The organism is Bacillus sp. 9.4 (assembly GCF_055486415.1).
This window is the reverse complement of sequence record NZ_JBVFMU010000003.1, coordinates 240,822-259,097: the sequence shown is the minus strand read 5'-3', so window position 1 is coordinate 259,097 and position 18,276 is coordinate 240,822. Positions and strand designations below refer to the sequence as shown.

21 protein-coding genes are annotated in these 18,276 nt (G+C 46.0%); 13 read left to right on the top strand and 8 right to left on the bottom strand.

Annotation, left to right across the window (positions count from 1 at the left end):
* Nucleotides 1–36: 36 nt before the first annotated feature.
* On the bottom strand, nt 37–498 hold the full coding sequence (mrgA, locus tag ACZ07B_RS13390) for a metalloregulation DNA-binding stress protein MgrA (RefSeq protein ID WP_003228537.1): 462 nt from the start codon (nt 496–498) through the stop codon (nt 37–39).
* A gap of 89 nt (nt 499–587) precedes the next feature.
* Nucleotides 588–1,430, bottom strand: a complete 843-nt coding sequence (locus ACZ07B_RS13385; protein ID WP_464877309.1) for an SDR family oxidoreductase — start codon at nt 1,428–1,430, stop codon at nt 588–590.
* A 133-nt stretch (nt 1,431–1,563) separates the two neighbouring features.
* On the opposite strand from ACZ07B_RS13385, the gene ACZ07B_RS13380 reads away from it, so the two are divergent.
* The 4 genes from ACZ07B_RS13380 to ACZ07B_RS13365 all read left to right on the top strand — a co-directional run bounded on the left by ACZ07B_RS13380 (nt 1,564) and on the right by ACZ07B_RS13365 (nt 5,264).
* Nucleotides 1,564–3,360, top strand: coding sequence for a M3 family oligoendopeptidase (locus ACZ07B_RS13380; protein ID WP_464877308.1), 1,797 nt, complete (start codon nt 1,564–1,566; stop codon nt 3,358–3,360).
* 109 nt (nt 3,361–3,469) lie between these two features.
* Entirely contained in the window at nt 3,470–3,907 is a 438-nt protein-coding gene (locus ACZ07B_RS13375) for a YusW family protein (RefSeq protein ID WP_014665325.1), read from the top strand.
* 217 nt (nt 3,908–4,124) lie between these two features.
* Entirely contained in the window at nt 4,125–4,952 is an 828-nt protein-coding gene (locus ACZ07B_RS13370) for an ABC transporter ATP-binding protein (protein ID WP_464877307.1), read from the top strand.
* 24 nt (nt 4,953–4,976) lie between these two features.
* Nucleotides 4,977–5,264, top strand: coding sequence for a YusU family protein (locus ACZ07B_RS13365; protein WP_003228549.1), 288 nt, complete (start codon nt 4,977–4,979; stop codon nt 5,262–5,264).
* Between the two features lie 19 nt (nt 5,265–5,283).
* Here ACZ07B_RS13365 and ACZ07B_RS13360 read toward each other — a convergent pair whose 3' ends face one another.
* On the bottom strand, nt 5,284–6,171 hold the full coding sequence (locus tag ACZ07B_RS13360; RefSeq protein WP_015714676.1) for a LysR family transcriptional regulator: 888 nt from the start codon (nt 6,169–6,171) through the stop codon (nt 5,284–5,286).
* 133 nt (nt 6,172–6,304) lie between these two features.
* Here ACZ07B_RS13360 and ACZ07B_RS13355 point away from each other — a divergent pair, with 133 nt between their 5' ends.
* Both ACZ07B_RS13355 and ACZ07B_RS13350 read left to right on the top strand, forming a co-directional pair.
* On the top strand, nt 6,305–7,045 hold the full coding sequence (locus ACZ07B_RS13355; protein WP_464877306.1) for an SDR family NAD(P)-dependent oxidoreductase: 741 nt from the start codon (nt 6,305–6,307) through the stop codon (nt 7,043–7,045).
* Nucleotides 7,046–7,063: 18 nt separating this feature from the next.
* Complete coding sequence (locus tag ACZ07B_RS13350; protein WP_015251261.1) at nt 7,064–7,447, top strand: tautomerase family protein; 384 nt, start codon at nt 7,064–7,066, stop codon at nt 7,445–7,447.
* Nucleotides 7,448–7,482: 35 nt separating this feature from the next.
* On the opposite strand, the gene mdtP is transcribed toward ACZ07B_RS13350, so the two are convergent.
* The 4 genes from mdtP to ACZ07B_RS13330 form a co-directional block, all read right to left on the bottom strand.
* Complete coding sequence (gene mdtP / locus ACZ07B_RS13345) at nt 7,483–9,108, bottom strand: multidrug efflux MFS transporter MdtP (protein WP_003228559.1); 1,626 nt, start codon at nt 9,106–9,108, stop codon at nt 7,483–7,485.
* Nucleotides 9,105–9,572, bottom strand: coding sequence for a MarR family transcriptional regulator MdtR (mdtR, locus tag ACZ07B_RS13340; RefSeq protein ID WP_014480800.1), 468 nt, complete (start codon nt 9,570–9,572; stop codon nt 9,105–9,107). The genes mdtP and mdtR overlap by 4 nt, the downstream gene beginning before the upstream one ends.
* Nucleotides 9,573–9,730: 158 nt before the next feature.
* A complete protein-coding gene (locus ACZ07B_RS13335; RefSeq protein WP_003222766.1) occupies nt 9,731–10,063 on the bottom strand; it encodes a spore coat protein in 333 nt (110 codons plus the stop codon).
* A 12-nt stretch (nt 10,064–10,075) separates the two neighbouring features.
* Nucleotides 10,076–10,321, bottom strand: a complete 246-nt coding sequence (locus ACZ07B_RS13330; protein ID WP_003228567.1) for a hypothetical protein — start codon at nt 10,319–10,321, stop codon at nt 10,076–10,078.
* Nucleotides 10,322–10,414: 93 nt separating this feature from the next.
* Here ACZ07B_RS13330 and ACZ07B_RS13325 point away from each other — a divergent pair, with 93 nt between their 5' ends.
* On the top strand, nt 10,415–11,323 hold the full coding sequence (locus tag ACZ07B_RS13325; protein ID WP_041333072.1) for a proline dehydrogenase family protein: 909 nt from the start codon (nt 10,415–10,417) through the stop codon (nt 11,321–11,323).
* 24 nt (nt 11,324–11,347) lie between these two features.
* Here the strand turns inward: ACZ07B_RS13325 and ACZ07B_RS13320 are convergent, their stop codons facing one another.
* Entirely contained in the window at nt 11,348–11,494 is a 147-nt protein-coding gene (locus tag ACZ07B_RS13320; RefSeq protein WP_003240817.1) for a YuzL family protein, read from the bottom strand.
* Nucleotides 11,495–11,668: 174 nt separating this feature from the next.
* Here ACZ07B_RS13320 and ACZ07B_RS13315 point away from each other — a divergent pair, with 174 nt between their 5' ends.
* The 6 genes from ACZ07B_RS13315 (at nt 11,669) to ACZ07B_RS13290 (ending at nt 18,232) form a co-directional block, all read left to right on the top strand.
* The gene (locus ACZ07B_RS13315) at nt 11,669–14,038 is read left to right on the top strand and encodes a 3-hydroxyacyl-CoA dehydrogenase/enoyl-CoA hydratase family protein (protein WP_064671661.1); all 2,370 of its coding nucleotides are present in this window, start codon (nt 11,669–11,671) and stop codon (nt 14,036–14,038) included.
* Nucleotides 14,039–14,048: 10 nt separating this feature from the next.
* Nucleotides 14,049–15,224 carry an acetyl-CoA C-acetyltransferase gene (locus tag ACZ07B_RS13310; RefSeq protein WP_029318441.1) on the top strand — a complete coding sequence of 392 codons (1,176 nt, stop codon included), beginning with the start codon at nt 14,049–14,051 and terminating at the stop codon, nt 15,222–15,224.
* A gap of 14 nt (nt 15,225–15,238) precedes the next feature.
* The gene (gene fadE, locus ACZ07B_RS13305; protein ID WP_464877305.1) at nt 15,239–17,023 is read left to right on the top strand and encodes an acyl-CoA dehydrogenase FadE; all 1,785 of its coding nucleotides are present in this window, start codon (nt 15,239–15,241) and stop codon (nt 17,021–17,023) included.
* 110 nt (nt 17,024–17,133) lie between these two features.
* Entirely contained in the window at nt 17,134–17,490 is a 357-nt protein-coding gene (locus ACZ07B_RS13300) for an arsenate reductase family protein (protein WP_003222779.1), read from the top strand.
* Between the two features lie 66 nt (nt 17,491–17,556).
* A complete protein-coding gene (gcvH, locus tag ACZ07B_RS13295; RefSeq protein WP_003222781.1) occupies nt 17,557–17,940 on the top strand; it encodes a glycine cleavage system protein GcvH in 384 nt (127 codons plus the stop codon).
* 55 nt (nt 17,941–17,995) lie between these two features.
* Nucleotides 17,996–18,232: a YusG family protein gene (locus ACZ07B_RS13290; RefSeq protein WP_003228581.1), complete on the top strand. Its 237-nt coding sequence runs from the start codon at nt 17,996–17,998 to the stop codon at nt 18,230–18,232.
* Nucleotides 18,233–18,276 lie beyond the last annotated feature (44 nt).

Here is an 18,276-nt window from a genome sequence, read left to right as displayed (position 1 = left end):
ACAAAAAGCTGAACCCAAAATAGGGTTCAGCTTTTTTTATCCTAAGTAAGAGGAAAGCATCCACACTTGTTTTTCAACTTCTTCAATTAATCCGACAAACAAGTCCGCTGTCGCATTGTCTTGATTTTCTTCAGCCAGGCCGATCACGAATTTAGATTCGCTGCTGATTTGTTTGTAGTCGTTTACCAGTGCTTGTACCATTTCTGAAGCTGATGTTTCGTTTCCGCCGTCTGTGATAGATGCATGCTCAGTGTATTCTTTCACTGTGGCAACAGGCTGTCCGCCAATCGCCAGCAGGCGCTCAGCGATTGTATCGACTGTTTCAGCCGCATGGTCATAAAGTTCTTCAAATTTCTCGTGCAATGTAAAGAAATGAGGCCCTTTCACATACCAATGGAAACGGTGGAGCTTCGAGTATAAAAGAAACCAGTTTGATAATTGTGTGTTCAGTGAATTCTCAACTAATGTTTGATTTGTTTTTGCGTTTTCAGTTTTCATAAGATAACGTCCTCCTTGTGATCTGTTGTTTTAATTATATCATATACTAAATAAAAATCAATACTAAATTATAATAATTATAATTTAGGTTATTTGAATAGCTTTTTCTTCAGGATAGACTCCCACGCAGACCAAGGAAAAAGCGATCGGAATAGCAGGGTGAGCTTGATGCCCTTTCCGATCGGGTATCGCAATTTCTTTATGTGCTGTTTTGTTGCCAATTGATAAATGAGGTCGGCAACCTCTTGGGGATCTCCGCTTTCTTCTCCGTTTTTTTGAACGTAGGAAAGGATCTTTTTATAGTATTGATGATAGGCTGAATCGTCAGCAGGCACCGACATAAAATTTGATAATGACGTTGACCAGATCGATGTCTTGTATGAGCCCGGCTCGATCAAAGCGGTATCGATACCGAACGGAAGCAGCTCGATACGCAGGCTTTCAGAAAAACCTTCTAATGCATGCTTAGAAGAAACATATGGCGACAGCGCTGGGAATCCGGTCAGTCCGCTGATGCTGCTCACGTTTATAATCTTTGCGCCGCCATGCTTTCTTATGTAAGGCAGAACGGTTTTTGTCACATGGATCACACCGAAGACATTCGTTTCAAATTGTTGTCTGAAATGTTCCATCGGCACATCCTCGATAAATCCTCCATAAGCCGTTCCGGCGTTGTTAACGAGTAAATCGATCGGGGCGTAAGCACTAACGGCTTTTCCGAATGAGACTATAGATTGTTCATCGGTGACATCGAGAGCTGTAATGTGAATAGAATCAGACATATTGTGTGCTGCAGCCAATTCTCGAAGCTGTTCCGCTTTTTCAGGCTGTCTTGATGTGGCTATCACGAAAAATGATCGGGCAAGCTTTACAGCTGCCAGCAGACCGAAGCCGCTGGAGGCTCCCGTTACGATTGCTATTTTTTTATTCATCCTAACCCTCCTATTAAACTGCTACAGCTATTGTACAATCCTGAACAGGAAATGACGTCTGTAAAAGAAATTTTTATACAACAATTCAGAATTGTTCTATAATAGAACAAAAGAGGGAAAGGGGTTTTGTGATATGGCGCTGCAAGGGGTAGGCCAAAGATGGGATCTTGATTCATTTTTTAAGGGCGGGAGCCAATCAGAAGAATTCAAAGGATATATTGAGAAGCTGTCACAAAGTCTGCGTGCATTTCAAGACAGGACTGATGCGTTTCAGGTGCCTGAATCGCCTGAAGAGGCTGAAGGGCTGACCGCGTTGCTTGATTTATTCGAACAGACATCCGTCAAGCTTCAGCAGGCCGGCGCTTTTGTTGCTTGCCTCCAGGCCCAGAATATCAATGATCAAAAGGCTATAGAGCATCAGGCACTCATGAACCGGCTTTCCGCAGATTTTCAATCGTCGCTCGTTACATTAGATCATAAACTTGTGGACATTGATCAAGACGTGTGGAATGAATTATTAACAAAACCGGGATTGCGCGATGTATCTTACATATTAAATGAAAGAAGACAGAGGGTTGCCGAAAAGCTTAGCCCCGGTAAAGAAAAACTGATCGGGAACCTTGCGGTGGACGGATATCACGCTTGGAGTGACTTCTACAATATGGTTGTCGGGAAAATGACGATCCCGTATGAGGAAAACGGTGAAAACAAGCAATTGTCTGTCGGTCAGGCAGAGAATATGATGGACCATCAAGACCGTGCTGTCAGAAAAACAGTATATGAACGTTTCCGCCAAGCTTGGGAGAGCAAGCAGGATATTTTCAGCAGCACGCTGAATCATTTGGCGGGATTCCGGCTTGAAACCTATAAAGCGCGCTGCTGGGAGAATGTCCTGAAGGAACCGCTGCAAATTAACAGGATGAAAAAAGAAACACTTGATACGATGTGGCAGGTCATCACTGAAAACAAGAAGCCGTTCGTTCAGTTTTTGAACCGGAAAGCATCCATGCTCGGCCTTGAAAAACTCAGCTGGTACGATGTCGAGGCACCGATCGGTTCTGACGGAAAGGTCTATTCGTATGATGAAGCCGCAAATATCATTACCAGCCAGTTTTCAACGTTTGGCAAAAAGCTGTCCTCATTCACTGAAAAAGCGTTTCGGGACGGCTGGATTGAGGCGGAAGACAGGAGTGGAAAAAGAGTCGGCGGCTTTTGCACGAGCTTTCCTGACAGCGGGGAATCCCGGATTTTCATGACATTTTCGGGCAGCGCCTCAAATGTCTCTACTCTTGCGCATGAACTCGGGCACGCGTTCCATCAGGAAGCAATGCTCGACGTCAGGCCGTTAAACCGCTCCTACGCCATGAATGTTGCGGAAACAGCTTCAACGTTTGCAGAGATGATAGTCGCGGACGCGACTGTCCAGCAGGCCGAGACGAGGGAAGAAAAGCTTGTTCTTCTGGAGGATAAAGTGCAAAGAAGCGTTGCGTTCTTCATGAACATTCACGCAAGATTTCTATTCGAAACGAGATTCTACGAGGAACGAAAGCGGGGAGTGGTACCGGCCAGCCGCTTGAATGAGCTGATGGAAGAGGCGCAAAGAGAGGCATACTGCAATGCGTTAGAAGAATATCATCCGCTTTTTTGGGCATCAAAACTTCACTTTCACATCACGAGGGTGCCGTTTTACAATTTCCCTTATACATTCGGCTACCTGTTTTCTCTTGGCATTTACGCGCTGGCGCTTGAAGAAAAAAACGCATTCGAAGAGAAGTATATGGCGCTATTGCGAGATACGGCTTCTATGACAGTGGAGGATTTGGCGATGAAGCATTTGGGCGCTGACATCACGAAGCGCGATTTCTGGGAGAATGCCATCAAGCTGGCTGTGCGTGACGCCGAAACCTTTTTACAAATGACCGAATCTTAAAGAAAAAGCCGTGGCGTTAAATGCCCCGGCTTTTTCAATTCTTCTCTGAATGAGGATTTCATTCTCTGGATATACCTAAAATAAATGGAATCCTACAGGGGGGAAACATATGCATTTGATCAGAGCAGCCGGGGCTGTATGTCTCGCAGTGGTTCTGATTGCAGGCTGCCGTCTCAATGAAGACCAGCAGCAGGCAGAAGGAGAAAATACAGCCGTCACCCAGCTGAAGTCCGTTCCTTACAGCAATTTTTCGCTTCGTGTGAGCTATGGGGATGGTGAGCATAACCGTTATGAAGGAATCTATACAAAGAACGGGACTCAGGAAAAAGCGGAAATACAGGATAAGCTCTCCGGTGTCAATCAGGAAGGAGAAGAAGCATTGGATGAGATGAAAATGATTCTGAGCGAGCTTTCCGTGACAGACCAAATGGCTGAAACAGAAGTGATACACAGTGTGCTGGCAGCATTTAATCTGGACAGTCATTATGATCATATCGATTTAAAATTGAAGCTGAAGGACGGCTCCATCAGAGAAATCAAGAAGTAATCTTGTGATAAAAAACCCATAAACGTCAATTATGTCCATAAAACTAATTGAAAATGATTTTCAAAGTCAGTGTTTTCTGCTACAATGAGGGATATATGACCATATCAAATGGCTGAATATCGGAATCACTTGCATTGATGACAATTGACTTAAAAGCATGTATATAGAAAACGTGCAATACATAGTGCTGCTAAAAAGCCAGCAAAAAGGAGCGGTTATGGGTATGAGTGCAATTTCTACAGAAACGCTGAGCTTAGGATACGGGGATGCCGTTATTATTGATGAGTTGAATTTAACAATTCCCAAAGGTGAAATTACCGTATTTATTGGCAGCAATGGCTGCGGAAAATCGACACTTTTACGTTCATTAGCGCGCCTGATGAAGCCGAGAGGCGGTTCAGTGCTGCTGGAAGGAAAAGCCATTGCCAAGCTTCCGACGAAGGAAGTCGCAAAAGAGCTCGCAATCCTGCCCCAAGGTCCTTCGGCTCCAGATGGGCTGACGGTGCATCAGCTGGTGAAGCAAGGAAGATATCCTTACCAAAACTGGCTGAAGCAGTGGTCAAAAGAGGATGAGGAAGCAGTTGAGAGAGCGCTTAAAGCAACAAAGCTTGAGGACATGGCTGACCGCGCCGTTGATTCTTTGTCAGGAGGACAGCGCCAGCGGGCTTGGATCGCGATGACGCTAGCCCAGGAAACGGATATCATCCTTCTAGACGAGCCGACGACGTATTTAGACATGACGCATCAAATTGAAATTCTTGATTTGCTGTTTGAGCTGAATGAAAAGGAAGAGCGGACGATTGTTATGGTTCTCCATGACTTAAACTTGGCGTGCCGCTATGCACATCATCTTGTGGCCATAAAAGATAAACGGATTTATGCAGAAGGCCGTCCGGAAGAGGTCATCACTTGTGATCTTGTGCAAAATGTGTTTTCTATGAACTGTCAGGTTACACAGGACCCGCTCTTCGGAACGCCTCTTTGCATTCCTCATGGCAGGGGCAGATGCATTGTCCAGGAAGCGGCTTTCACATCGCATGGATAAATAACGCAGCGAAGGAGCTTTCAATTGAGAAAGCTCCTTGCTGTTTTTTCGAAAGGAAGATGGAAAATGGAACAAAAACTTCAGGAGCAGCTGGATGGATTGCTGGAGAAGTATACTGAGCTTCTGCTTGGTGAAACAAACGATGAGCTAAAAGAAGAAGTGAAGCAATGGATTTTGTACACGCATATAGCCAAGAGCATGCCTCCGCTCGCTAAGCATTGGAATGCGACATACCCCGACGCAAAGCAGGGCATTAAAGAGATCATTCAGCATATTAAGGAATTAAATGAAGCGCATCGAAACAAACAATAGCCAAAAAGCAGTCTGTACATTATAGCAGACTGCTTTTTTGTGATTCAGCCGTTTTATCTGGCGTAAAGGAATCCATAAAGGTTCTCAGCGCGCTGCTGATAAACGAATCTTTTCGAACAATAAACTCTGTTTTCATCTGGCTGAGCGCTTCAGGCAGCGGGTACAATCGAATTGATCCTTCTGCTTCATGTTTCTGCACAACCGTTCTTGGCAGCAACGAGATGCCAAGACCTGCTGTAACCCCGCCGATAATTGCTTCAAGCGTCCCAAATTCCATAATGACTGGCTGTGTGACACCGACGGAGCGCAGCCATTTTTCAAGTGTTTCTCGATACGAACAGCCTGTGCTGTAAACGAGAATCGGCTTTGTGATGGCTTCCTCAACATCGGGCACGGAGGCAGCCGAAACAACTACTGGTTCTTCCTCAAACGCAGGATAGGATTCGAGCTCAGGATGATGGCATTCGCATCCGATAAACGCGCCATCCAATTCATAACGAAGAACTTTATCAAGGAGAAATTGCGTATGTCCTGTTGTTAAAGATAGCTGGACGTTTGGATGTTCTTCATAATAAGATGCCAGGAGCTTTGGAAGCCTTACCGCGGCGGTTGTCTGAGTGGAGCCGATCATAAGCGGCCCGCTTGGTTCTGCGGAGGATGAGAGCGCTTTAGACGCTTCATCAAGCAGGCCGATAATTTTATTTGCGTAGTCCAGCAGCAATTTTCCGCTTGCAGAAAGTGTCATGCCCCGATTATGGCGCAAAAACAGTGTGGTACCCAGCTCAGCTTCCAATTGCTGAATTCTGGCCGTGACATTCGATTGTACATAGCCAAGCTGCAGGGCTGCTTTCGTAATGGTTCCTTCACGAGCTACCATTTGAAACACACGTAAATCTCCGCTTTCCATTTTGAACTCCTCCGTTCGTTTGCTATCAATCTAAGTGATATCTAGTATCTTTAACAATCATTATACGTAACATCAAAGCTGGATTACAATGGAATCAGAAATATACTTTAGTCAACAGCAAGGAGTGGCGGCAATGAATGTCTTGAACAAAATAGCTCTCGTAACGGGGGGCGGCACAGGAATCGGAAAAGCAGCCAGTATGGAATTGGCAAAGCGCGGGGCGATTGTGGCGGTGAATTATTCACGCTCGCAATCAGAAGCGGAGGAAACAGTGGAAAAGATTCGAAAAGCTGGCGGGCAAGCCTTCGCCATCCAAGCAGATGTATCCAAAAACAGCGACGTGCAGGATATGATTCAAGCAATCGTGAACACACACGGAACGGTTGATATTTTAGTCAACAATGCCAGCATTACACGGCATATTCCAATGGATAATCTTGAGGCTGCGACAGAAGACATATGGGATGAGCTGTATGCCGTCAATGTGAAAGGGATGTTTTTCTGCGCGCGGGCAGTGACTCCGTTCATGAAGAAAAGCAAGGCCGGGGCGATCGTAAACGTCGGCAGCATCGCAGGGGTAACTGGTGCCGGCTCATCTATGCCTTATGCAGTATCAAAATCGGCGGTGCACGGTTTAACGAAATCATTGGCCCACGCCTTAGCACCTGAAATCAGAGTGAGCGGTGTAGCACCAGGAGCTGTGGCAACGAGATGGTGGGCCGGCCGGGAAGAAAAAATGAAAAGCATGATCGGCTCTTTGCCGCTGCAGTGTATTGCTGAACCAGATGATGTTGCCAAATTGATTTGTTCACTAATTGAACAGGAATCACTCACAGGCCAAATTATCACAATTGACAGCGGACAGACGCTGTAAAGAAAGGGGTGCAGGGAGATGCCATTTGTACAGATTCATTTACGGTCGGGAAGAAGCGAAGCGTGGCTTCAAAAACTGAGCAGGACTGTCCACCAATCGATGATTGAAGAAATCAATGTGCCGGAAGATGACTATTTTCAAGTCATCAGACAATATGAAAAAAGCGAATTTTTTTATGATCCATTTTATCTCCAAGTCGAGCGTACTGATGAACTGATATACATTCATTTTACACTGAAACAGTCAAGAACAACTGAACAGAAAAAAGCACTTTACCGCTCAATCGCGAGCCGGATTCATTCCGAGCTTGGTGTAAGAAAAGAAGATGTGTTTATCATGCTGGCCGGAAATCAGGCTGAGGATTGGTCTTTCGGAAATGGAAGAGCCCAGATGATTGAATAAAAAACCCCGCGGATTGATACCCGCGGGGTGCTCTATTAATGGGAAGGTGATTCAACGGCTTTTGCCGCCTTCTCTTTTTCTTGTTGGTCTTCCGCTTTCTTATTTGATAGCTTGATAGGTTTTAAGAACAAGGTGAATACGGCTCCGACTGCGATAAAGATCAGGCCCGTATAAAACACGCTGTGGAGCGAATCCATCAACGATGTTTTTAAAATCGGCACAATATGGGATGAGAAAGCCGCAGGGATTTGTTTGACCGCGTCCGGACTGAACAGTGATTGCAGCAGCCCTTGCGGATTTGTATCAATCATACCCTTTAGCTGGGCGGCAAACGAGCTTGCCTGTGCCGGAAGAGAGTCTAAATATGGAACCAATTTATCTGTTAATAGATTTCCTGATCTCGCATTCATTACGGCTCCCAGCATGGTAATGCCGAATGTTCCGCCGATAGAACGGAAGAATTGGCTGGATGAAGTGACAACTCCAAGCTCCTCCTTCGAAAAGCTTTCCTGTAAAGCCAATGTCAGAATCGGCATAACAAGACCCATTCCCAGACCAATAATCGCCATAAAAGATGTAGCGACAAGCTTGCTCGTGTCGAGATCCAATGTCGTTAACAGCAGGAATCCGCCGGCCATAACCAGCATGCCTGTAATGATTTGCGGTTTAATCCCGATTTTATAAACAAGCTGTCCGCCGATGATACTTGTGATAATCATAGAAATCATCATCGGTGTCATAATTGTACCCGATTCAGACGCACTTACACCGACAATTCCTTGCATAAAGAAAGGAACAAACGTAATGGCGCCAAACATACCGATACTCATAAAGAAGCCGATCAAGTTTAGAAATGTAAATGTTCTGTTTTTAAATAAATACATTGGCAGGATTGGCTCTTTTGCTTTTGATTCTACGATGATAAAGCTGACAATGCCGATCAGTGCGAGAGCGAACAACCCAAGAATCTGCCATGAATCCCATGCATAATCTTTTCCGCCAAAGCTTAAGGCGAGCAGGAGGCTGACCACACCCACAATCATTGTGAAAATACCAGCGATATCGAAGTTGATCGGCCCAGTCTGCTGGCGTCCCTGTAATCCCCTGGCAATAAAAATAACCGCAATAATTCCGACTGGCAGGTTAATATAGAAAACCCATTTCCAGTTTAACGAGTCTACAATCCAGCCGCCGATTTGCGGCCCAATCACTGAAGCCAGCCCGTAAATTGCGCCAAAGACACCTTGGAATTTAGCACGCTGTTTTCCTGTGAACAAGTCACCGATGACAATCATCGCCATCGGCATCATGATGCCTCCGCCGATTCCCTGCAGTCCACGGAAGATAATCAATTCCGTCATGTTGTTGGCCATTCCGCACAAAGCAGAAGCTGCCATGAAAATAATTAAACCTGATACATAGACAATGCGGCGTCCCAATAAATCAGCCAGTTTACCGGCAATTGGAACAATGGTTGTTGATGTTAACAAATATGCCGTTGTCAGCCAGGTCATCATGCTCAAACCGCCCAGATCACCGACAATTTTCGGCATGGCCGTTCCGACAATAGTACCGTCAAGGGCTGAAAAAAACATGGCAATAATTAAGCCTGTTATTAATAACGTTCGTTTTGATTGTTTGCCTTCTTTACTCATTTTCATCCGTTTCCTCTTTTCATGTTTTGCTTTTCATCCGTTTCTGCTGCTTGTGCGAGCTTTGCAGTAATATGCGCCGCCTGCAGCATTTCCTCCTCCGTCAAAAAGGAAAGGTAGCGCGCCATAATGGCCTTTCTGCCTGCCAAAACCTCCTCGAACTTTCTGTCTCCTTCGTCAGTAAGACTGAGATCAATCACTCGCCTGTCTTTTGTGTTGTGTGTTCTGGCGATAAGATTTTTTTGTTCAAGGCGATCTGCCATCAGCGTCACCGCGCTTGGCTTCACCTCCATACGCTCGGCAATTTCAGAAATTTTGAGGCTGCCGTGTTTCTTTAGGCTGGCCAGCACAAACAGCTGCGCTGGGGTGACACCTTGTTTCTCCATGCTTTCCAGCATTTCAGGCTGTATCTTTTGAAAGAGCGCCTGAAGCGATAATTGAATATCGGACATTAACTGATCCGCACTCTTCATATTCATTTCCCCTCTGTTACATACACTGTATATATATTTTAATGACAAAATAGTTAATGCTTATTAAATATAAATAAGCGTAAATGAAAAGTCAACTGATTTTACACAAAAAAAGGATAGATGCCCGAAAGAACATCGTATCCTTTTTACTAATGTTGTTATTGCTGATAAGGAGACTGCTGCTGAATGGTCTGCTGGAATTTTTGATAGGACTGCTGCAGCTTTTGTGCATCCTCCGCTTCAACAGAATACCATCCATATTGGAACATGAGATCATATAGTTTTCTTTGCGCTTTTTGTGACTCATCAAAAATGGATTGAATATCCTGATAAAGAGACTCGTGGCTGAATTCGTGCAAAGCAGTGCAATAAGCTGTTGTCATGTATTTTTCGGTTGTCAGCAATTCGTTGACGAAATCTCTGTCATTCATTTCCGATGTTGTCGGTACAGGTGTCTGCGGGTTGCTGATTTTTTGATTTTGCTGATTCATTCTGGCGCCTCCTTATTGGATGTAGCCGGACTGCTGCTGGCCTGGCTGCAGGTGCTTTAATATTCTTTGATAGTGATCATGATGCATGTGTCCGACGCGGTCGAGTTCTTGCTTTAACGTTTGATCCTGGCACTGCTGCGCCATGAAATGCGCTTTTTTCATCGCGAGCAAATTCCAGTTCAGCATGTCATTGAGATACAAATGATCCTTTGTCGAAATAACGGAAGGCGGCATTTGAGATTGCTGCTGATTATCCATTGTGATCCTCCTTTGGTTTCTGTTCATTTTATAGTTTCCTTCAGACTGGGAGTTATATACAGGGTTTTGAAGATGACGGCGGGAGGGAGTCGGATGTTGAGACATGTGTTTTTATTCTTATCTCAAAATAAAACACTTACCAAGTTCGCAAAAGCATACGGAACGCGGCTTGGAGCACGAAGGTTTGTCGCAGGGGATACGATTGAATCGGCGGTTAAGACCGTCAAAAGGCTAAACAGATCCGGTTTGTGTGCAACAATTGATTATTTAGGCGAGTATGCAGCTTCGGAAAAAGAAGCAAACCAAGTCGCAGAGGAATGCAAGAAAGCCATTCAAGCCATTGCCGAACATCAATTGGACTCAGAGCTTTCACTTAAGCTGACCTCAATCGGGCTCGATCTTTCAGAAGAACTTGCTCTTACTCATTTGCGCGCCATTCTTTCCGTTGCGAAGCAATATGATGTTGCTGTTACCATTGATATGGAAGACTATTCCCATTATGAACAGACACTTTCTATTTACAGGCAATGCAAACAGGAATTTGAGAAGCTCGGCACGGTCATTCAGGCGTATCTGTACCGGGCGGCAGAAGATATCAGAAAGATGCGGGACTTAAAGCCGAATCTCAGACTTGTAAAAGGCGCTTATAAAGAATCTGCGGCCGTAGCGTTTCCCGACAAAAGAGGAACGGACCTTCATTTTCAGAGCTTAATAAAGCTGCAGTTGTTAAGCGGGAACTACACGGCTGTCGCCACACATGACGATGACATCATTGCATTTACGAAACAGCTCGTCGCCGAACATCAAATCCCCGCGTCGCAATTTGAGTTTCAAATGCTATACGGCATCAGGCAGGAGCGTCAGAAGGAACTCGCCAAGGAAGGCTACAGAATGCGTGTGTATGTCCCATATGGAACGGACTGGTTCAGCTACTTTATGAGAAGAATTGCCGAACGGCCTGCCAATGCAGCGTTTGTGTTAAAAGGAATTTTGAAAAAGTGAAAGCAGCCGCGGGAAGCAGCTGCATTATGATTGTTCCATGTTATGTTTTTTATACTGCTGATTTTGACTTGTCCGTTTTCCGCCGCCGTAATGCTGAGTCGGACCGGCATCTCCCTTTACGCTCGCCGCGCTGACTGCCGCTGAAGACGGATTTTTTTTCTCTCGTACCATTCCCTTCACCTCCGGGCTTAAGTTGCCCGACTTTTATAGGCTTCATACAAAAAAATAACAAATTAGCTATTGAAGTCGAACCGGAAATCTTTTAAGATGAAAGAAGAAACGGGTTTCATTTTTTTTGGTCAAAAAATGAATGACTATTCATTCAATGTTCAAGGGGGATATCTCATGCACAAACACATTCGGAAGGCAGCCGTTTTAGGATCGGGGGTAATGGGTTCCGGGATTGCGGCGCATTTGGCTAACATCGGAATTCCTGTCCTGCTGCTAGATATTGTGCCGAACGATTTGACAAAGGAAGAGGAAAAAAGGGGGCTGACGAAGGACAGTCCGGAGGTGCGCAGCAGGCTGAGCCGGCAGGCGATGAAAAAACTGCTGAAACAAAAGCCCGCTCCCCTCACATCAGCGAAAAATACCTCCTATATTACACCTGGCAATCTGGAGGATGATGCAGAAAAACTGAAAGAAGCAGATTGGATTATTGAGGTCGTTGTCGAAAACCTTGAAGTCAAAAAGAAAATTTTCGCTCTTGTGGATGAACATCGAAAGACTGGAAGCATCGTCTCAAGCAACACATCCGGCATATCAGTGCAGGAAATGGCTGAAGGCCGGTCGGATGATTTTAAAGCCCATTTTCTCGGAACGCATTTTTTTAATCCCGCACGCTATTTAAAGCTGCTGGAGATCATTCCGATTAAGGAAACGGATCCTGATATTTTAAAGTTTATGACAGCTTTCGGAGAAAATGTCCTCGGGAAAGGCGTTGTTACAGCAAAGGACACACCGAACTTTATCGCAAACCGAATCGGGACTTACGGGCTTCTCGTGACAGTCCAAGAAATGCTGAAAGGCGGTTATCAGGTCGGGGAGGTTGATTCGATCACAGGACCGCTGATCGGCAGGCCGAAAAGCGCCACCTTTAGAACGCTTGATGTGGTCGGCCTCGATACATTCGCCCACGTTGCCCGAAATGTGTATGACAAAGCTGATGGCGATGAAAAAGAAGTGTTTCGCCTTCCAAGCTTCATGAACGATATGCTGGAAAAAGGGTGGATCGGAAGCAAGGCCGGTCAAGGCTTTTATAAAAAAGAAGGAAAAACGATTTATGAGCTTGACCCAGTGACGCTTACTTACGGCGAGCGGACAAAAATGAAATCACCGGCACTTGAAGCGGCAAAACAGGCAAAAGGGACAAAAGCCAAAATGAAAGCGCTTATTTATTCGGATGACAGGGCCGGCCGTTTGCTGTGGAATATCACTTCTCAAACCCTGCTTTACTCAGCCGAGCTGCTTGGCGAGATTGCCGATGATATTCATGCGATTGACCAAGCCATGAAGTGGGGATTCGGCTGGGAACTGGGACCTTTTGAGATGTGGGACGCCATCGGCCTCAAGCAGTCAGCGGAAAAGCTCGAGCAGCTTGGAGCAGATATGCCTGGCTGGATAAAAGAGATGCTGGATAAAGGAAATGAAACCTTCTACATCAAAGAGAACGGAACGGTATTTTATTATGACCGCGGCGAATATAGAGCCGTGAAAGAAAACAAAAAACGGATTCATTTACAAGCACTTAAAGAAACAAAAGGCGTGATTGCGAAAAACAGCGGAGCAAGCCTGATTGACCTTGGAGATGATGTCGCCCTTCTTGAATTTCATTCGAAAAGCAATGCGATCGGCCTCGATATCATTCAAATGATCAACAAAGGATTAGAGGAAACAGAGCGGAATTACAAGGGCCTTGTCATCGGCAACCAAGGGAAAAATTTCTGCGTCGGCGCGAATCTCGCCATGATCTTAATGGAAGTCCAAGACGACAACTTTTTGGAAGTTGATTTTGTGATCCGCCGTTTTCAGGAGACGATGATGAAGATCAAATACAGTGCGAAACCGGTCGTCGCCGCGCCATTTGGCATGACGCTCGGCGGAGGAACGGAAGCATGCCTGCCGGCGGCGCGCATTCAAGCGGCAAGCGAAGCCTATATGGGACTTGTGGAATCCGGTGTCGGCCTCATCCCTGGCGGAGGAGGTAACAAAGAGCTGTACATCAACCATCTTCGCCGCGGCCATGATCCGATGAATGCGGCAATGAAAACATTTGAAACAATCGCGATGGCGAAAGTGTCCGCTTCCGCCCAAGAGGCTCGTGAGATGAACATTTTAAAAGAAACGGATCACATCAGCGTGAATCAAGACCACCTGCTGTACGATGCGAAGCAGCTGGCTGCATCTTTATACGATACCGGCTGGCGGCCGCCTGTAAAAGAAAAGGTCAAGGTGCCGGGAGAAACCGGTTATGCAGCACTATTGCTTGGCGCTGAGCAGATGAAACTGTCCGGCTATATATCTGAGCATGATTTCAAGATTGCGAAAAAACTCGCTTATGTCATTGCGGGCGGAAAAGTGCCGTTCGGTACTGAGGTTGATGAAGAGTATTTATTGGAGATCGAAAGAGAAGCGTTTTTGAGTTTGGCAGGAGAGGCAAAATCTCAAGCGAGAATGCAGCATATGCTTGTGAAAGGTAAACCTTTACGGAATTAGGAGGGAGCTTATGAAAGAGGCAGTCATTGTGTCAGGTGCAAGAACACCGGTTGGAAAAGCAAAAAAAGGATCGTTGGCCACCGTTCGTCCGGATGATTTGGGAGCGATTTGTGTAAAAGAGACACTGAAACGGGCAGGCGGTTACGAAGGCAATATTGACGATTTGATTATTGGCTGTGCAACACCTGAAGCGGAGCAGGGGCTTAATATGGCGAGAAATATCGGTGCGCTCGCGGGCCTGCCGTACACGGTTCCGGCGATTACAGTTAACCGCTATTGCTCTTCAGGCCTTCAGTCTATTGCATATGCAGCAGAAAAAATTATGCTGGGCGCCTACGATACAGCGATCGCCGGCGGAGCGGAATCCATGTCGCAAGTTCCGATGATGGGGCATGTTACCCGTCCGAACCTTGCTTTGGCAGAAAAGGCACCGGAATATTATATGAGCATGGGGCACACAGCCGAGCAAGTCGCGAAAAAATACGGCGTCTCCCGTGAGGATCAAGACGCGTTTGCCGTTCGCAGCCACCAAAACGCCGCTAAAGCCCTTGCAGAAGGAAAATTTAAAGATGAAATTGTACCCGTAGAAGTGACGGTGACAGAAATTGGAGAAAACCATAAGCCTCAGGAAAAACAATTTGTATTTTCTCAGGATGAAGGTGTTCGCCCGCAAACGACTGCAGACATCTTATCGACATTGCGCCCGGCCTTTTCCGTTGACGGGACGGTGACTGCGGGCAATTCCTCGCAAACGAGTGACGGAGCGGCGGCTGTCATGCTGATGGACCGGGAAAAAGCCGATGCTCTTGGCCTGGCGCCGCTTGTGAAATTCCGCTCCTTTGCGGTAGGCGGCGTGCCGCCGGAAGTGATGGGAATCGGACCAGTGGAAGCGATTCCGCGCGCTTTGAAGCTTGCCGGACTTCAGCTGCAGGACATCGGCTTGTTTGAACTGAATGAAGCTTTTGCCTCACAGGCCATTCAAGTTATCAGGGAATTGGGAATTGATGAAGAAAAAGTGAATGTCAACGGGGGCGCAATCGCGCTTGGACACCCGCTTGGCTGTACAGGCACAAAGCTTACACTCTCACTCATCCATGAAATGAAACGGAGAAACGAGCAATTTGGAGTCGTGACCATGTGTATCGGCGGCGGGATGGGAGCGGCCGGTGTATTTGAATTATGCTAAAGGGGGAAAAACAAATGGCAAAAAAAGCGGCTGAAGTACAAAAAGGCGGCGGATTTTTAATCGAGGATGTCACATACGATCAAATGTATACACCGGAGGATTTCACTGACGAGCATAAAATGATTGCGAAAACAACAGAGGATTACATCGAGCAAGATGTTCTTCCTCATATAGATGATATCGAAAACCATCAATTCGAGCATTCTGTCAGACTGTTGAAGAAAGCGGGCGAACTAGGGCTGCTTGGCGCCGATGTGCCGGAAGAATACGGAGGGCTCGGCCTTGATAAAATCAGCTCGGCACTCATCACTGAGAAATTTTCGCGTGCGGGAAGCTTTTCTCTTTCTTATGGGGCGCATGTCGGTATCGGTTCCTTGCCGATCGTCTTTTTCGGATCAGAAGAACAAAAGAAAAAATATTTGCCGGGACTCGCTTCAGGCGAAAAGATCGCCGCTTATGCTCTGACTGAGCCTGGCTCTGGATCTGATGCACTTGGAGCAAAAACAACAGCTGTGCTGAATGAAGCAGGAACGCATTATGTATTAACAGGGGAAAAACAGTGGATTACCAACTCTGCTTTTGCCGATGTATTTGTGGTTTACGCTAAGGTAGACGGCGACAAGTTTTCAGCCTTTATTGTAGAAAAAGAGTTCCCGGGTGTCTCCACGGGACCGGAAGAAAAGAAAATGGGAATCAAGGGATCATCGACAAGAACCCTCATTCTGGATCAAGCTGAAGTGCCAAAGGAAAACCTGCTCGGAGAAATCGGCAAAGGGCATGTCATCGCCTTTAATATTTTAAACATCGGCCGTTACAAACTGGCGGTTGGCACAATCGGCGCATCTAAACGCGTCATTGAGCTGTCTTCGGCATACGCAAATCAGCGCCGCCAATTTAAAACGCCGATTGCTGGTTTTTCATTGACACAGGAAAAAATCGGGACAATGGCCTCAAGGCTGTATGCGATGGAAAGCTCTGTATACAGAACCGTCGGGCTGTTTGAAGACAATATGAGCCAGTTCACGGCCGAAGATCTCAAGGACGGCCGGCAAATTGCCAAATCGATTGCGGAATATGCCATCGAATGCTCTCTGAATAAGGTATTCGGCTCTGAAACGCTTGATTATATCGTTGATGAAGGCGTGCAGATTCATGGAGGCTACGGCTTTATGCAGGAGTACGAAGTAGAAAGGGCCTATAGGGATTCAAGGATCAATCGGATTTTTGAAGGCACAAACGAAATCAACCGGTTAATCGTGCCGAGCACCTTCCTGAAAAAAGCGCTTAAAGGCGAGCTGCCTTTATTCGAAAAAGCGCAGTCGCTGCAGGAAGAACTCATGATGCTTATGCCTGAAGAGCCTGGAAGCGGCGTCTTAGAGCAGGAGAAATATATCGTCAAGCAAGCCAAAAAAATTGCGTTGTTTGCTGCCGGCCTAGCCGCGCAAAAATACGGAAAAGCGATCGATCGTGAGCAAGAAATTCTCGTGAACGTAGCGGATATCGTCAGCAATGTATACGCAATGGAATCAGCCGTGCTCAGAACGGAAAAGGCCATTGCCGCAGAAGGCGCTGAAAAAGCAGCGCAAAAGGTGCTGTACACAGAAATTTTCGTTCAAGAGGCCTTTAACGAAATTGAAGCGCATGCAAAGGAATCCCTTATCGCAATGGAAGAAGGAGATTCACTCCGCATGATGCTTTCCGCTCTGCGCAAGCTGACACGCGTAACGCCTAAAAACGTGATTCAGAAAAAACGCGAGGCGGCGGCAGGCATTTTTGAGGCTGAGAAATATATTGTCTGATTGGCCATGAGCTCCGCATGCGCGGAGCTCTTTTTTAAGAAGCACTGTTTTAGGTTTTTAAAACAAACTGTGTTAAAATAACCTCGATTATTTTATTGAGGGGGAAGAAGATGTCGTTAACTTTTTACTGGTACCCTAAATGCGGAACGTGCCGCAAAGCAAAGAAGTGGCTTGAAGAGCATGGGAAAGAAATAAACGAAATACATATTGCTGAGCAGCCGCCAAGCAAAGAAGAATTAAAAGCGCTTTATGAAAAAAGCGGGCTGGATCTCAAGAAATTTTTCAACACGAGCGGCATGAAATACCGCGAGCTCAATCTCAAGGAAAAGCTGTATCACATGTCAGAGGACGAACAGCTCGAACTGCTGGCTTCAGATGGCATGCTGATCAAACGCCCGCTTACAACAGACGGCGAAAAAGTGACTGTCGGATTTAAAGAAGACCAATTTGAAGAAAACTGGGCTTAATGTAAATTTTTTTTGAAAAGTGTGGTATCTTCTTATTGTAGTGCTGTAAAAAATGGAGGGATTCAATTGAGCATACCAAAAGATTTGCGTTACTCAGGAGAACACGAGTGGGTAAAAGTTGAAGGAGAAAAAGCCAGAATCGGAATTACGCATTTTGCCCAGTCCGAACTAGGCGACATCGTGTTTGTCGAACTTCCTGAAGTGGGCGCTGAAATCAAAGCGGACGAGCCATTCGGCAGTGTTGAATCCGTTAAAACGGTATCTGAGCTTTATGCACCGATTAACGGAACGGTTGTGGAAGTAAACGAAGATCTTGATGACAGTCCGGAATTCGTCAACGAATCTCCGTACGAAAAAGCATGGATGATCGTCGTTGAGCCATCCGACGCTTCTGAAATTGAAAAACTGATGACAGCAGAGCAATACGAAGAGATGACACAAGAAGACTAAAACAGGATAGCCGTAAAAGCAATTGGACACGCTAACGTTATGGGAGGTGTCCAATATGGCTTTCGACAAACAAAAGCTCGATGTCACCAATGACGTGACAGGCCGCTTTCAAAATGGCCGGCTCTCGTTATATCATGATAATGAGATGATCGGCCAAATGACAAGCATGAATGAATATGAGCTTAAGTCCGGTTATTCCTTTGAAAATGAGAAATTTTATAAGACAGCCGATGTGGTCTCTGGAGACGACGCAAAATATGTAGATTGTGACTACGAAAACGGCTGGTGTTAATGTTGGCGGTGAATTTCACTGCCTTCTTTTACAATCTGAACGTT

What these genes read in the sequence shown, in the direction of transcription:
- mdtP (WP_003228559.1), bottom strand. Translation starts at nt 9,108, where the DNA reads ATGAAAATGAGTAAAGAAGGCAAACAATCAAAACGAACGTTATTAATA.
- ACZ07B_RS13370 (WP_464877307.1), top strand. Translation starts at nt 4,125, where the DNA reads ATGGGTATGAGTGCAATTTCTACAGAAACGCTGAGCTTAGGATACGGG.
- mdtR (WP_014480800.1), bottom strand. Translation starts at nt 9,572, where the DNA reads ATGAAGAGTGCGGATCAGTTAATGTCCGATATTCAATTATCGCTTCAG.
- fadE (WP_464877305.1), top strand. Translation starts at nt 15,239, where the DNA reads ATGGCAAAAAAAGCGGCTGAAGTACAAAAAGGCGGCGGATTTTTAATC.
- ACZ07B_RS13355 (WP_464877306.1), top strand. Translation starts at nt 6,305, where the DNA reads ATGAATGTCTTGAACAAAATAGCTCTCGTAACGGGGGGCGGCACAGGA.
- ACZ07B_RS13385 (WP_464877309.1), bottom strand. Translation starts at nt 1,430, where the DNA reads ATGAATAAAAAAATAGCAATCGTAACGGGAGCCTCCAGCGGCTTCGGT.
- ACZ07B_RS13360 (WP_015714676.1), bottom strand. Translation starts at nt 6,171, where the DNA reads ATGGAAAGCGGAGATTTACGTGTGTTTCAAATGGTAGCTCGTGAAGGA.
- ACZ07B_RS13380 (WP_464877308.1), top strand. Translation starts at nt 1,564, where the DNA reads ATGGCGCTGCAAGGGGTAGGCCAAAGATGGGATCTTGATTCATTTTTT.
- ACZ07B_RS13330 (WP_003228567.1), bottom strand. Translation starts at nt 10,321, where the DNA reads ATGGATAATCAGCAGCAATCTCAAATGCCGCCTTCCGTTATTTCGACA.
- ACZ07B_RS13335 (WP_003222766.1), bottom strand. Translation starts at nt 10,063, where the DNA reads ATGAATCAGCAAAATCAAAAAATCAGCAACCCGCAGACACCTGTACCG.
- ACZ07B_RS13315 (WP_064671661.1), top strand. Translation starts at nt 11,669, where the DNA reads ATGCACAAACACATTCGGAAGGCAGCCGTTTTAGGATCGGGGGTAATG.
- mrgA (WP_003228537.1), bottom strand. Translation starts at nt 498, where the DNA reads ATGAAAACTGAAAACGCAAAAACAAATCAAACATTAGTTGAGAATTCA.
- ACZ07B_RS13375 (WP_014665325.1), top strand. Translation starts at nt 3,470, where the DNA reads ATGCATTTGATCAGAGCAGCCGGGGCTGTATGTCTCGCAGTGGTTCTG.
- ACZ07B_RS13290 (WP_003228581.1), top strand. Translation starts at nt 17,996, where the DNA reads ATGGCTTTCGACAAACAAAAGCTCGATGTCACCAATGACGTGACAGGC.
- ACZ07B_RS13325 (WP_041333072.1), top strand. Translation starts at nt 10,415, where the DNA reads ATGTTGAGACATGTGTTTTTATTCTTATCTCAAAATAAAACACTTACC.
- ACZ07B_RS13320 (WP_003240817.1), bottom strand. Translation starts at nt 11,494, where the DNA reads ATGGTACGAGAGAAAAAAAATCCGTCTTCAGCGGCAGTCAGCGCGGCG.
- ACZ07B_RS13310 (WP_029318441.1), top strand. Translation starts at nt 14,049, where the DNA reads ATGAAAGAGGCAGTCATTGTGTCAGGTGCAAGAACACCGGTTGGAAAA.
- ACZ07B_RS13300 (WP_003222779.1), top strand. Translation starts at nt 17,134, where the DNA reads ATGTCGTTAACTTTTTACTGGTACCCTAAATGCGGAACGTGCCGCAAA.
- ACZ07B_RS13350 (WP_015251261.1), top strand. Translation starts at nt 7,064, where the DNA reads ATGCCATTTGTACAGATTCATTTACGGTCGGGAAGAAGCGAAGCGTGG.